Below are 12,683 nucleotides of genomic sequence, written 5' to 3'. Positions count from 1 at the left end.
GATGAAACACCGGACTCAACGGCCTGCCCAGGACGGATCTGCAGCCGTGATGCGCGCGGGGTCAACGGTGCCCGGCTCTGGCCGCCGTTCGGGTTCGTCGGCCAACGCAGCCCTGACGGCAGTGTCGAAGTCCGTCAGCCCTCCGGCCGGCACCTCGACCAGATCCGTCAGGTCGTTCTCGGCGCACACCACCTCGTGGATGAGGCTGCCGACCAGGGGCCGCACCAGTCCGGTCGGCACCGGGGTGACGAACCCGACCCAATAGCTCGCCAGCCGCGGAGTGAGCACGGGAACCGTCACCACCAGCCGGCGACGAAGACCGGCGAGCCTCGCGAACCGCTCGATCATCTGCCGATAGGTCAGCACATCCGGCCCGCCGATGTCGAAGGTTCGGTGGACGCCGGAGGGCAGTGTGGCCGCCGAGGCGAGGAAGTGCAGGACGTCGCCGATGCCGATGGGCTGGATCCGATTGTTCAGCCAGCGTGGGGCCATCATCAGCGGCAGCCGGTGGGTGAGGTGCCGCAGCATCTCGAAGGACGCCGAGCCGGAGCCCAGGATTACTGCCGCCTGCAGGACCGCAGTCGGCACGCCACTGGCCATCAGCACCTCACCGACCTCCACCCGGGAGGCCAGATGTGCGCTCAGGCGCTCGACCCCTGCTGGGTGCAGGCCGGACAGATAGACGATGCGTCCGACGTCGGCGCCGCTCGCCGCCGCCGCGAAGTGTTGAGCCAGGTGACGATCGCGGTCGACAAAGCCTGGCCGTCCATCCATCGAGTGCACCAGGTAGTACGCGACATCGACGTTGAGGCATGCACGATCGAGGTCCGGCCGCGACGTGGCGTCGCCTTCGACGATGTCGACCTGTGCGTGCCACGGTCGGGAGGCAAGTCGGCCGACGTCGCGAGTGAGCACCCGCACGCGCCAGCCGTCCTCGAGCAGGCGCGGCACCAGGCGGCAACCGATGTATCCCGTCGCGCCGGTGACCAGGGCCAGTCCACGGTTATGCGCGGTCGGCACGTGTTCCTTGAGCCGGCAGGTTGTCCAGGCAGTCCCGGAGCTGTTCGGCCGTGCGATCGCCGAGCCGTTCCAGCATCGGCTTTACCAGGGGGACCACCAGGGCGACAAGGCCGTTGAAGGTGAACTCGGCGACGTACTCCACACTTGCGCCGTCGGGCAGTGGCGTCACTGTGATGGTGTCCCGGCTGGTGGTGGACTTGTTGCGGCCCACGACGACGAGTCGCTCTGGGGTGAGGCTCTCGACGGTGTAGTCGAGCTCAACCGTTCGGCCGGCAAAGGTGGAGGTGTTGCGATAGACGGTGTCGACTCCGCCATGGCCGGAGATCCTGATGCAGGCGGTGGTCCCGGAGTCCCACTGTGTCGCGTGCTCGAAGTCGACCAGGTAGTCCATCACCGTCGTGGAGTCAGCGGTGGTGGTGACCACTCGTCGCAAGGTCGGCATGAGCCAAACCCTAGACACGCAGATCCATTGTGTCAAAGGTTTGTCAAAGGTTACTGTCTTGTTAGGCTCGGGCTCCATGGAGTCAACGACAGCGCTCCGGATCGGCGAGCTGAGCCGCCGAGTTGGGGTGAACGCGCACACGTTGCGCGCCTGGGAGAGTCGGTACGGTCTGCTGCGGCCGACGCGCACTGCCTCCGGATATCGCCTCTACGGACCGATTGACGAACGTCGGATCCTGGCCGTCCTCAAGGCCCGCCAGGAGGGTGTGTCGGTGTCGGTCGCGGTGCGTCGCGTACTCCAGGACGAACGCAGCAGCCTCGTTGAACCCACCGTGCTCCCCGTCGGGCCCGATGGTGCGTCCTCCGGCCATCCCATCGGTGTCCACGCGGCATACATCCAGGCTCTGCAGCGCGCTGCGGACCGCTTCGACGACGCAGCGGCGCACGCGGCCCTTGACGAGGCGTTCGCGACGCTCGCCCTCGGCGACGTCGTGGACGACGTGATCCTTCCCTTCCTGCAGCAGCTGGGTCGTCAGTGGGCCGACGGGACGGGCACGGTCGCCTGCGAGCACTTCGCGAGCCAGTTGGTTCGGCGGCGGCTGAGCGCCCTGACGCTGGCGTGGGGGAGTGCGCGCGGCCCGGCAGCCGTCCTCGCCTGTCCCAGCGGTGAGCAGCACGACATCGCTCTGCTGTGCTTCGGGCTGCTGCTGGGGCGACAGGACTGGCGCATTCACTATCTCGGCGCGGACACTCCCGCAAGCGACGTGCAAGAGGTGGTGGACCGTGTCGCGCCGGCCGTGGTCGTGCTGGCGGGCACCCGCGAGGAGGCATTGGCCGTGGCGCTGGACAACATCGGAGGCGTTTCGGTCTGCATCGCGGGTGCTGGCGCAACCGGTGAACTCGCGGCCGCGAGCGGTGCGATGCTGCTCTCGACCCGGCAGCAGGACGCCGTCGCCCAGCTCGCCCAGGTGCTGCGTCGGCCTGCAGTGGGCATGCGACACCGACTAGAGCGGTGAGTAGACCGGGACGGCTCCTGCGTGCGACTGCTGCCCAGCACCCTCGGGCGCGCCAGGGGTTGTCTGCCGAGGGGATCTCCCGATGCAGAGCCTGCAGATCACCGCGAGCAGGAACGCCGCGCGCACATCGCCGGCGGCCTGCAGGTGGTGCAGTCCCACGAGTGTGGTGGAGACGACGAACCACCCCGCTACGGCAATCGACCACCAGGGCAGTGCGCGACGGCGATGGATGAGGTCGACGAACAGGGCGGCGAGCAGCAGGCCGGCCGTGTAGTACGGGTAGGTGCCAGGATCGAGCAGCATGCGTGTGGCAAGCACGGCCAGGGGGACTGCGGCCCACTTGCCGGACCGTAGGCACCACCAGGCGAGCGCGGCACCCAGTGCCAGCTGGGCCGGTCGATCCCAGGACGGAGTGGTCGCGGAGTGAATCCCGATGGCACGCAGGGCGGAGTCCGGGGCGTTGATGATCGTGAATGAACTGAGCCGCAACGTGCGGGGGTCGGCGAGCAGGAACGGCAGCCAGATCGCCACCGTGAGCGCGACGAACAAGCCCACTCTCCGTGCGCGATCAGTGTGGGACAGGAGCAGGATCACGCCGAACGCCGCCGCCCACGGTTTCGCATCGACAGCCATCGCCAGTAGCACCGGGGCGAGCCACATGCGACATCTGACCACTGCGGCGATCGCGGCCGTGGCGAAAGTCATGGCCAACACGTCATCCAGGTGGCCGAAGTGCACTGCGAGCACCGACCAGATTGGAACCAGGACCATTCCGGCGACCAGGGTGATGCGTGGGGAGATCGGTCGACGTTGCAGCTGCGCTCCCGTACGTTCGAGTATCCGGAGGTTTACCAGCCCTAAAGCCATCATGACCAGCGCACCCAGGACTGTGCTCCAGGAGCCGCCCACGAGGACGATGACACCGGCCCCAAGTAAGGCCACCGGTCCCATCTGCAGCTCGGGATGTGCGGCAAATACATGCAGCCCGCCGGAGGCCCATGCAGGGTGTGTCAACAGCGTGCCGCCGGTCACGAAGTAGTGCCAGGAGTACATGCCTCCCAGCGCCTGGAGCGACGCCCACACAAGCGCCCATGCGACCAGCACCTGCCACACCATCCTGCGGACGCGACCCGCCCGCCCGCGCTCGTCGAAGACGGGAAGGCTTTGCTCCGCCGCTGAGATCGTCGGCAGCCGATGGGGTTGATCCGGGCGAGTGGTCACGTGCGAGATGGGCTCCCTCTGAGAGGTCGACATAGGCCGTGTCTATCAATCTGGGACTGAGCACACCCTGAGGATTGGATGTCGTGGCAGAACGCGCAGCCCGGGCTACTGCGGCGGCCTCGGCGGTGCACAGGTGATCACCTGTCCGGCGATCCTCCCGAGAATCGCCGAGTGTGGGCGCTACGGTTTCAGCTGTGAGCAGCCCAATGAGCTCAGCCCTCGAAGGCGGCCTGCTGGCCGACTTCGAGCGGTACCTGCGCTCGCAGAAGGCCAGGTCGGAGCACACCATTCGGGCCTACCTCGGCGACCTGGCCGCGCTGCGCGCATTCCTGGTCGACCAAGGTGTCGATGACTGGCAGCAGGTGCGCCTCGCGGACCTGCGCTCGTTCCTGGCGAGGCAGGACGCGGCGGGTGCCGCGCGCGCGACGATCGCCCGGCGGGCTGCCTCCGCCCGAGGTTTCTTCACCTGGGCCACTCACGTCGGGCAGCTGACGACGAATCCCGCTCTGCGGCTTGCGGCCCCGAAGCGCACCAAGACCCTTCCCGGCGTCCTCCGGCAGTCCGAGGCGGCGGGTCTGCTCGAGGTCGCGAAGGTCGCGGCGGATGACGACGACCCCGTCCACCAGCGGGACCGCGCGATCTTCGAGCTGTTGTATGCCAGCGGGATTCGGGTCGGCGAGCTGGTCGGCCTCGACGTCGACGACGTCGACCTCCGGGAGCGCATCGTACGAGTCATCGGCAAGGGCAACAAGGAGCGGACGGTGCCCTTCGGCGGACCGGCCGCCGAAGCCATCCAGGAGTGGAATGCGAGCGGTCGGCCGCGGCTGGTCACCGAGCAGTCCGGTCCGGCGTTGTTTCTCGGCCGGCGCGGCGGACGGGTCGATCCGCGTGCGGTGCGGTCGGGGCTGCACGCCCTGCTACAGCACGTGGCGGACGCACCGGACCTCGGCCCGCACGGCCTACGGCACAGCGCGGCAACCCACTTGCTGGAAGGCGGCGCGGACCTGCGGATGGTGCAGGAGCTGCTCGGCCACGCCAGCCTGTCGACCACCCAGGTCTACACCCACGTGTCCGTCGAGCGGCTGCGCCGTTCGTTCGCTCAGGCCCATCCGCGCGCATGACCGTCACCGCTGACCTGAAAGAGGAGCTATGCCGCCGTCCCACCGCCCCACCCCGGCCACGTCGCGTGAGGTGAGACTGCGGCGCACCGTCGTCGGCGCAGTCACGCTGCTCGCCCTGTCCAGCGCCATGATCAGCTATGTGCGCCAGAGCGGTGCGGCAGCAGCCGGGCCGCGGCCGGCGGCGACGTCATCGCACACCACCGCGCCAACCGCCACCGCGCCAACCGGCTCCGCGACGCCCGCTCCGTCAACGCGTGGGCCGGGCGGCACCCCGAGCCCCAGTTCCAAGCCCGCACCCCCTTCCTCAACTGAGCCCGCGGGCACGACGGTTGCACCCGTGAAGGTGCCCAGTCACGGCAGCGGCACGTTCACCAGGGTGCTGGTTCCCGGCCCGGCATCGACTGCCAAGGGGCGTTTGGTGACCTACAGCCTGCAGGTGGAGAAGGGAATGGGCGCGAACTCCAGCGACATCGCCAAGACGGTGGGCAGTGTGCTGCTCGACCCGCGAGGCTGGCAGAGCGTCGACCAGGTGCGGTTCGTGCAGGTGACGCCGCAGCAGGTGAAGGCCGGCACCAAGCCTCAGGTGTACATCACGGTCGCCAGCCCGCAGATGACCGACAAGCTTTGCGCGCCCGCGAATACCGACAGCACCTGGTCCTGCTTCAACGGCGGACGGGCCGTGCTGAACTATCGACGATGGGCGGATGCGGTGCCCTCCTTCAAGGGCAATCTCATCGGCTACCGCGAGTACCTCATCAACCACGAGGTCGGGCACGGACTGGGTCACATGCACCAGACCTGCTCGAAGCAGGGCGCGCCGGCGCCGGTCATGCAGGAGCAGTCGATGGGTCTGCACGGGTGCACCGCATGGTTCTGGCCGATGACCCCCTCGCAGGCGGCCCGGGCCATGAGGGCGGCGACGAAGTAGGCTCCATCGCCGATCAAAGCGGCGGTCGTCACCCCAGCGGGAGCAGGATCGGCCGTCGATCCTCCAGCAGAGTCAACGGGTCGCGGTAGGTGTCGGCCGCGACCAGCAGACCCCAGTGCAGGCAGGAGCGTGGTGCGCAGTGACTTCCCGCGCTCGCCAGCGCGCCGATCCGTGCACCCGCAGCGACTTTCGTTCCGGTCGCAGCTCGATCGTCAACGGGCTCGTAGGTGGTGCGCCAGCCATTCGGGTGCGTCACCGACACTACGCCGACGCCGGCGATGGCACCGCTGAACGACACCGTCCCTGGGCCGGCGGCATGCACGACCTGTCCGGCCTCGCCCAGAAGGTCCGCGCCGCGGTGGCCGGCGGCCCAGGGCTGCGGTGGTGGCTCGAACCCGCGCACGACCTGCGGCTGCGGGGTGAGCGGCCAGACATACCCGTGCCCGGGCGCCGTGCCCGCCGGTGGGGAGGCACCGACGGCCACGGTGAGCACCGTCAGGACCGCCGCGCTGGCGTGGCGAACAATCTGGTACATGGGTCGAGTCTGCGGGCCATCGGCGCGTGCTCAGTCGATGTATCGACTCGACGGTGGATCTCACCGGTGCGCGGGAGGGGCTGTGGAAGGCGGTCACGGCGCGATCTGCAACGTGCCGAGCCGACGCACCGCCTCGCGCATGATGTCGTCCTGCTTGCAGAAGGCGAACCGCACCAGGGTGCGCGCGGCCTCCTTGTCGTCATGGAAGACCGACACCGGCACGCCCACGACACCGCAGAGTTCCGGCATCTGCCAGCAGAAGTCGACCGCGTCCGTCGCGCCGAGCGGAGCAACGTCCGCGAGCACGAAGTACGTGCCCGCGGGGCGCTGCACCACCAGCCCGGTCTCCTGCAGGCTGCGCACCAGGAGGTCCCGCTTGGCCTGCATCCCGGCGCGGAACTGCTCGTAGTAGTCGTCACCGAGCCGCAGCGCCTTGGCGATGGCGGGCTGGAACGGTCCGCTGCCGACATACGACAGGTATTGCTTGACGGCGCGCGCGGCGGTCACCAGATGCTCCGGGCCGCTGAGCCAGCCGACCTTCCACCCGGTGGTGGAGAACGTCTTCCCGCCCGAGCTGATCGTGATGGTGCGGTGGGCCATGCCCGGCAGGCCGGCCATCGGCAGGTGCCGCACCCCGTCGAAGGTCAGGTGCTCGTAGACCTCATCGGTCACCACCCACGCGTCGTACTCGCGTGCGAGGGCGGCAACCAGCTCCAGCTCGGCGCGCGTGAAGACCTTGCCGGTGGGGTTGTGCGGCGTATTCAGCAGAACCAGGCGGGTCCGCTCGCTGAAGGCCGCGCGCAGTGATGTCTCGTCGACCGCGTAGTCCGGAAAGCGCAGCACGCTCGTGCGGCGCTTCGCGCCGGCCAGGGCGATCGCCGCGGCATACGAGTCGTAGTAGGGCTCGAACGTGACGACCTCGTCTCCCGGCTCGCACAGGGCCAGAACGGTCGTGGTGATGGCCTCGGTGGCACCCACGGTGACCAGGACCTCACGGTCGGGATCCAGGTCGATGCCGTAGAAGCGCGCCTGGTGCTCGGCGATCGCCTCGCGCAGCTCCGGGTAGCCCTGCAATGGCGAGTACTGGTTGTAGCCGCTGGAGATGGCATCGCGCGCCGCTTCGAGGATTTCGGCGGGGCCGTCGGTGTCGGGGAAGCCCTGCCCGAGGTTGATCGCACCGGTGCGCCGGGCGAGCGCCGACATCTCGTCGAAGATCGTTGGTCCGAAGTCTCGCATCCGGGTGACGAGGACGGGGCTGGGGGAGGACGTCGAGGCACTCATACCTGACACCGTAGTGACCGCCCTCGGTTCGCGGATCGGTGTGGCGGGGCAGGCCCAATCCGCCGATTACCGTCCGGGCCGGGATTTTGCGTAGACTGGAGGCACGACCCGTATGTGCGGGTCGAATTCGCGTGTCCTTTTCCGATCCTCGTGGAGCGGGGCGGGCCTGCACAGTCCGGGCTGGGAGACCAGGCCGGTTCGGGCACGTCGGGACACCAGGTTTGCCACCCGGCACACGCCAGGTGGCGAAGACAACTGGAAACCTCTATGAAAGGACCTCGGCATGGCCGTCGTCACAATGCGTCAGCTCCTCGAGAGCGGCGTCCACTTCGGGCACCAGACCCGGCGCTGGAACCCCAAGATGAAGCGCTTCATCATGACCGAGCGCAACGGTATCTACATCATCGACCTGCAGCAGTCGCTGACCTACCTGAACGAGGCCTACGAGTTCATCTCGCAGACCGTCGCCCACGGAGGCACGATCCTCTTCGTCGGCACCAAGAAGCAGGCGCAGGAGTCCATCGCCGAGCAGGCGATGCGGGTTGGTATGCCGTACGTCAACCACCGTTGGCTCGGTGGCATGCTCACCAACTTCAACACCGTGAGCAAGCGTCTGGCCCGTCTGAAGGAGCTCGAGGAGGTCGACTACGACGACGTCGCGGGCTCTGGGCGCACCAAGAAGGAGCTCCTCGTGATGAATCGCGAGAAGACCAAGCTGGAGCGCAGCCTCGGCGGCATCCGTGACATGGCCAAGGTGCCGTCGGCGGTGTGGATCGTGGACACCAAGAAGGAGCACCTGGCCGTCACCGAGGCACGCAAGCTGAACATCCCGGTCATCGCGATCCTGGACACCAACTGCGACCCCGACGAGGTCGACTACAAGATCCCGGGCAACGACGATGCGATTCGTTCGGTCACCCTGCTGACCCGCGTGGTCGCCGACGCCGTCGCCGCAGGCCTGATCGCCCGCTCGCAATCCAAGTCCGGTGACACCGCCGAGGGTGCCGCCGAGAACGAGCCGATGGCCGAGTGGGAGCGCGAGCTGCTTGCGTCCGACGGCGCCGCCGCGCCGACCGAGAACGTGGCCACACCGAGCCCGACCGCCGACGATGCGACCGCGACGGCCGACGCCGCAGCGCAGCCGGCACCAGAGACCGAGGCCACCGAGGTGGCCCCCGAATCTGCTGCCGCTGCCCCCGAGGTTGCCGTGGCCGACGACCAGCCCGCGACCGACGAGACTGCCGGCGCCTGATCAGGCCCTCGGTTACCGCATTCTAGAAGTCGCTAAGGAGCGAAGGACACACATGGCGAACTACACCGCCGCTGACATCAAGGAACTGCGCGCGAAGACCGGCGCAGGCATGCTCGACGTGAAGAAGGCTCTCGACGAGACCGATGGCGACCAGACGAAGGCCGCCGAGGTGCTGCGAGTCAAGGGCCAAAAGGGCGTCACCAAGCGCGAGGGGCGCTCGGCGTCCAACGGCCTGGTTGTTGCCAAGGTCGAGCCGGGTGTCGGCACACTGATCGAAATCAACTGCGAGACCGACTTCGTCGCCAAGGGTGATCCGTTCGTCGCGCTCGCCCAGCAGGTGCTGGAGCAGGCCGCCACCGTCAAGGCGACCGATGCGGAGCAGCTGCTGAGCAGCGACCTGGACGGCAAGACGGTCCAAGAGGTCATCGACGAGGCGAACGCGACGATCGGCGAGAAGATCGTGCTCAAGCGCGTCGCGCGTCTCGAGGGCGAGACCGTCGTCTCCTACTTGCACAAGACCAGCCCGGACCTGCCGGCGCAGATCGGCGTGCTCGTCTCGGTCAAGGGCGGGGACGAGCAAGTGGCGCGAGACGTCGCGATGCACGTCGCGGCGTTCAGCCCCACCGTGCTGAGCCGGGACGAGATCGACCCCGAGACGGTCGCGAACGAGCGGCGTGTTGCCGAGGCCACCGCGAAGGAGGAGGGCAAGCCCGAGCAGGCCATGCCCAAGATCATCGAGGGCCGCGTCAACGCCTACTTCAAGGACAACGCTCTGCTGGACCAGCCGTTCGCGAAGGACCCGAAGAAGAGCGTCGCGAAGGTGGCGGAGGAGGCCGGCGCAAGCGTGACCGGCTTCGCCCGCTTCAAGGTCGGCGTCTGACCAAGCACATCTGACCCGCCACGTGGCGGGGCGAACCATCGAGTGGCGGGCAGTCTCCGCCACTCGATGGTTTTTGGTGCTCATGTCGTTCCCGAACTCGGCACTACGCCGGGCACCGCAGTCGCGGCGTCGACAGGCGAGACAGGGTGTCCGTGCGATTTCAACGAACTCCCCCGGGGGCGTGCGGCAAGCCATATCCTGAGAAGTGAGGAACGCTTAGCCGGCTGCACGTCCGGCGGGTGACGGACTCTCAAAGGAGATGGTCATGTCAGAAGTTCAACGGCCGGAACACGAGGTTGAAAGACCCGCGCCGGGAAGTCATATTGCCAACCCGGCTGCACTGGGTCTCGGCGGTTTCGCCCTCACGACCTTTGTGCTCAGCGTTGTCAACGCCGGGATCGTGCCGGCAAAAGTTGAACCGGTCGTCTTCGGGCTCGCGTTTGCCTACGGTGGGCTCGCCCAGTTCGCCGCCGGCATCTGGGAGTTCGCCAAGGGCAACACGTTTGGCGCCACCGCGTTCTGCTCATATGGCGCCTTCTGGTTGTCGTTCTGGTATCTCACCGGGCACACCGATCTCAGTGGTGCCGGCACGGCCGTGAATCAGGGCCTTGGGCTGTACCTGCTCGCGTGGGGGATCTTCACGCTCTACATGACGGTGGCCGCGCTGCGAGAGAGCATGGCGGTGCTGGCTGTGTTCGTGCTCCTGACGATCACCTACTTCTTCCTTGCGGCTGGAGAGTTCTGGACGAGCAACGGGGTCACGCATGTCGGGGGCTACCTGGGTATCCTGACGGCGATCGCCGCGTGGTACGCGTCCTTCGCGATCGTCACGAACTCCACCTTCAAGAAGACCCTGCTGCCGGTCGGCCCGCTTGCCCGGTGAGCAATCCGTGGGTGCACGTTCGCCCAGGATGCCCTTGGGCGAGAATGGAAGTACCGCGATGCGGGGCACGGCGCCCGCCGCGAACGAAACGGTTCCTTGTAGGAGGAAATGATGGTTGAGCCGGAGTTGTCGAACCTGTCCCATGAGACGCGGACCTTTGCGCCGCCGCCTGAGCTGGCGGCGAACGCGAACCTGACCGCACAGGCCTACGCGGACGCGAAAGAGGACCGAATTGGGTTCTGGGGCAAGCAGGCTGAGCGAATCAGCTGGGCGGAGCCGTTCACCGAGGTGCTCGACTGGTCCGATGCCCCGCACTCGAAGTGGTTTGTCGGCGGCAAGTTGAACGCGGCATACAACTGTGTGGATCGGCACGTCGAGGCGGGCCTTGGCGACCGGGTCGCCTACCACTTCGAGGCCGAGAACGGTGAGTCCGAGGACATCACGTATGCCGATCTGCTGGGTCGGGTGTGTCAGGCCGCGAACGCTTTGATCGAGCTGGGGGTGAAGACCGGCGACCGGGTCGCGATCTACATGCCGATGATCCCCGAGACGGTCGTGGCGATGCTGGCGTGCGCTCGGCTGGGTGCGCCGCACACGGTGATCTTCGCGGGATACTCCTCCCAGGCGATCCAGGACCGGGTCCAGGACTGCGGCGTGGAGGTGGTGATCACCGCGGACGGCGCGAACCGCAAGGGCAAGCCGTCAGCGCTGAAGCCCACCGTGGACAAGGCAATGGAGAACTGTCCGGCGGTCCGCAAGGTGCTGGTCGTGTGCCGCACCGGCCAAGAGGTGGCCTGGAACGACGAGCGGGACCTGTGGTGGCACGACCTGGTGAGCAAGCAGCCCACCACGCACAAGTGCGAGTTCTTCGACGCCGAGCACCCGCTCTACGTCATGTACTCCAGTGGCACCACCGGAAAGCCGAAGGGCGTCCTGCACACCACCGGTGGGTACATGGTCGGAGTGTCCTACACCCACTGGGCGGTCTTCGACCTGAAGGCCGACAAGGACGTCTACTGGACGGCCGCGGACATCGGGTGGGTGACCGGCCACTCCTACATCGTCTATGGCCCGTTGGCGAACGCCACGACGTCTGTGATGTACGAGGGCACGCCGGACACTCCGCACCAGGGCCGGTGGTGGGAGATCATTCAGAAGTACAAGGTGACGATCCTCTACTGCGCGCCGACCGCGATCCGGATGTTCATGAAGTGGGGCGAGCAGATCCCCGCCAAGTTCGACCTGTCGTCGCTGCGCCTCATCGGGTCGGTCGGCGAGCCGATCAACCCCGAGGCGTACATGTGGTACCGCAAGAACATCGGCAACGACCGATGCCCGGTGGTCGACACCTGGTGGCAGACCGAGAACGGGATGATCCTGATCAGCCCGCTGCCCGGAGTCACCGCGGGTAAGCCGGGGTCGGCGATGACCCCGCTGCCCGGAGTGGTCGCGGCGGTCTACGACGAGGCCGGCAAGCCGGTGGACAAGGGCGGCGCGGGATACCTGGTCGTGACCGAGCCGTGGCCGGCGATGCTGCGGTCGCTGTGGGGTGACGACGATCGGTACAAGAACACCTACTGGTCGCGGTTCCCGGGTGTGTACTTCAGCGGTGACGGGGCCAAGCTGGACGAGGACGGCGACTTCTGGCTCCTGGGACGGGTCGACGACGTCATGAACGTCTCCGGTCACCGGCTCTCCACCACCGAGATCGAGTCGGCACTGGTGTCTCACCCGGCCGTTGCGGAAGCGGCCGTGGTGGGCGCGGCGGACGCGCTCACGGGACAGTCGATCGAGGCGTTCGTCATCCTGCGCGAGAGTGCGCACGGCGGCGGTGAGGACGTCGTCAAGCAGCTGCGTGACCACGTCGCCGACCAGATCGGCGCGATCGCCAAGCCTCGGTCGATCATGGTCGTGCCCGACCTGCCCAAGACCCGGTCGGGCAAGATCATGCGGCGGCTGCTGAAGGACATCGCCGAGAAGCGTGAGCCCGGCGACTCCACCACCCTCGCCGACTCGTCGGTCATGGATCTCATCCAGGCCAACCTCGCCGGTGCGAAGGACAGCGAGGGCTAGTCGGCCGCTGGGCAGAAAGAGGCTGGGATGCA

The 12,683-nt window shown here is 67.5% G+C and carries 12 protein-coding genes; 7 read left to right on the top strand and 5 right to left on the bottom strand.

Features of this window, described 5'->3' with window-relative positions:
- Positions 1–15: 15 nt before the first annotated feature.
- On the bottom strand, positions 16–1,020 hold the full coding sequence (locus tag FGL98_RS13295) for an NAD(P)H-binding protein (protein WP_146317261.1): 1,005 nt from the start codon (positions 1,018–1,020) through the stop codon (positions 16–18).
- Complete coding sequence (locus tag FGL98_RS13290) at positions 1,004–1,462, bottom strand: SRPBCC family protein (protein ID WP_186526161.1); 459 nt, start codon at positions 1,460–1,462, stop codon at positions 1,004–1,006. The genes FGL98_RS13295 and FGL98_RS13290 overlap by 17 nt, the downstream gene beginning before the upstream one ends.
- Positions 1,463–1,538: 76 nt before the next feature.
- Here FGL98_RS13290 and FGL98_RS13285 point away from each other — a divergent pair, with 76 nt between their 5' ends.
- Positions 1,539–2,477 (top strand): MerR family transcriptional regulator, encoded by a 939-nt coding sequence (locus FGL98_RS13285; protein ID WP_186526160.1) that lies wholly within the window; start codon positions 1,539–1,541, stop codon positions 2,475–2,477.
- Here FGL98_RS13285 and FGL98_RS13280 read toward each other — a convergent pair.
- Complete coding sequence (locus FGL98_RS13280; RefSeq protein WP_146317258.1) at positions 2,466–3,731, bottom strand: hypothetical protein; 1,266 nt, start codon at positions 3,729–3,731, stop codon at positions 2,466–2,468. The genes FGL98_RS13285 and FGL98_RS13280 overlap by 12 nt on opposite strands.
- Before the next feature lie 173 nt (positions 3,732–3,904).
- Between FGL98_RS13280 and FGL98_RS13275 the strand changes: the two genes are divergently transcribed.
- On the top strand, positions 3,905–4,819 hold the full coding sequence (locus FGL98_RS13275; RefSeq protein WP_146317321.1) for a tyrosine recombinase XerC: 915 nt from the start codon (positions 3,905–3,907) through the stop codon (positions 4,817–4,819).
- A 28-nt stretch (positions 4,820–4,847) separates the two neighbouring features.
- A complete protein-coding gene (locus FGL98_RS13270; RefSeq protein ID WP_146317257.1) occupies positions 4,848–5,747 on the top strand; it encodes a DUF3152 domain-containing protein in 900 nt (299 codons plus the stop codon).
- A 28-nt stretch (positions 5,748–5,775) separates the two neighbouring features.
- Here the strand turns inward: FGL98_RS13270 and FGL98_RS13265 are convergent, their stop codons facing one another.
- Together FGL98_RS13265 and FGL98_RS13260 are read right to left on the bottom strand one after the other, a co-directional pair.
- Positions 5,776–6,282, bottom strand: coding sequence for a M23 family metallopeptidase (locus tag FGL98_RS13265; RefSeq protein WP_146317256.1), 507 nt, complete (start codon positions 6,280–6,282; stop codon positions 5,776–5,778).
- 93 nt (positions 6,283–6,375) lie between these two features.
- A complete protein-coding gene (locus tag FGL98_RS13260; protein WP_146317255.1) occupies positions 6,376–7,563 on the bottom strand; it encodes a pyridoxal phosphate-dependent aminotransferase in 1,188 nt (395 codons plus the stop codon).
- A gap of 283 nt (positions 7,564–7,846) precedes the next feature.
- On the opposite strand from FGL98_RS13260, the gene rpsB reads away from it, so the two are divergent.
- The 4 genes from rpsB to acs all read left to right on the top strand — a co-directional run bounded on the left by rpsB (position 7,847) and on the right by acs (position 12,651).
- A complete protein-coding gene (rpsB, locus tag FGL98_RS13255) occupies positions 7,847–8,815 on the top strand; it encodes a 30S ribosomal protein S2 (protein ID WP_146317254.1) in 969 nt (322 codons plus the stop codon).
- Between the two features lie 52 nt (positions 8,816–8,867).
- Complete coding sequence (tsf, locus tag FGL98_RS13250) at positions 8,868–9,695, top strand: translation elongation factor Ts (protein ID WP_146317253.1); 828 nt, start codon at positions 8,868–8,870, stop codon at positions 9,693–9,695.
- A gap of 265 nt (positions 9,696–9,960) precedes the next feature.
- A complete protein-coding gene (locus FGL98_RS13245; protein ID WP_146317252.1) occupies positions 9,961–10,578 on the top strand; it encodes an acetate uptake transporter in 618 nt (205 codons plus the stop codon).
- A 111-nt stretch (positions 10,579–10,689) separates the two neighbouring features.
- Complete coding sequence (gene acs, locus FGL98_RS13240; RefSeq protein ID WP_146317251.1) at positions 10,690–12,651, top strand: acetate--CoA ligase; 1,962 nt, start codon at positions 10,690–10,692, stop codon at positions 12,649–12,651.
- The last annotated feature ends 32 nt before the right edge of the window (positions 12,652–12,683 follow it).

This window comes from Leekyejoonella antrihumi (assembly GCF_007845645.1).
GTDB classification, from domain to species: Bacteria; Actinomycetota; Actinomycetes; order Actinomycetales; family Dermatophilaceae; genus Leekyejoonella; species Leekyejoonella antrihumi.
Note: the sequence above shows the minus strand (reverse complement) of the source record. Positions and strands in the feature narration are given on the sequence as shown.

Excerpts from the sequence above, each read along its gene's own strand:
- FGL98_RS13245 (WP_146317252.1), top strand. The coding sequence starts at position 9,961 with ATGTCAGAAGTTCAACGGCCGGAACACGAGGTTGAAAGACCCGCGCCG.
- tsf (WP_146317253.1), top strand. The coding sequence starts at position 8,868 with ATGGCGAACTACACCGCCGCTGACATCAAGGAACTGCGCGCGAAGACC.
- FGL98_RS13290 (WP_186526161.1), bottom strand. The coding sequence starts at position 1,462 with ATGCCGACCTTGCGACGAGTGGTCACCACCACCGCTGACTCCACGACG.
- acs (WP_146317251.1), top strand. The coding sequence starts at position 10,690 with ATGGTTGAGCCGGAGTTGTCGAACCTGTCCCATGAGACGCGGACCTTT.
- rpsB (WP_146317254.1), top strand. The coding sequence starts at position 7,847 with ATGGCCGTCGTCACAATGCGTCAGCTCCTCGAGAGCGGCGTCCACTTC.
- FGL98_RS13265 (WP_146317256.1), bottom strand. The coding sequence starts at position 6,282 with ATGTACCAGATTGTTCGCCACGCCAGCGCGGCGGTCCTGACGGTGCTC.
- FGL98_RS13285 (WP_186526160.1), top strand. The coding sequence starts at position 1,539 with ATGGAGTCAACGACAGCGCTCCGGATCGGCGAGCTGAGCCGCCGAGTT.
- FGL98_RS13275 (WP_146317321.1), top strand. The coding sequence starts at position 3,905 with ATGAGCTCAGCCCTCGAAGGCGGCCTGCTGGCCGACTTCGAGCGGTAC.
- FGL98_RS13270 (WP_146317257.1), top strand. The coding sequence starts at position 4,848 with ATGCCGCCGTCCCACCGCCCCACCCCGGCCACGTCGCGTGAGGTGAGA.
- FGL98_RS13280 (WP_146317258.1), bottom strand. The coding sequence starts at position 3,731 with ATGTCGACCTCTCAGAGGGAGCCCATCTCGCACGTGACCACTCGCCCG.
- FGL98_RS13260 (WP_146317255.1), bottom strand. The coding sequence starts at position 7,563 with ATGAGTGCCTCGACGTCCTCCCCCAGCCCCGTCCTCGTCACCCGGATG.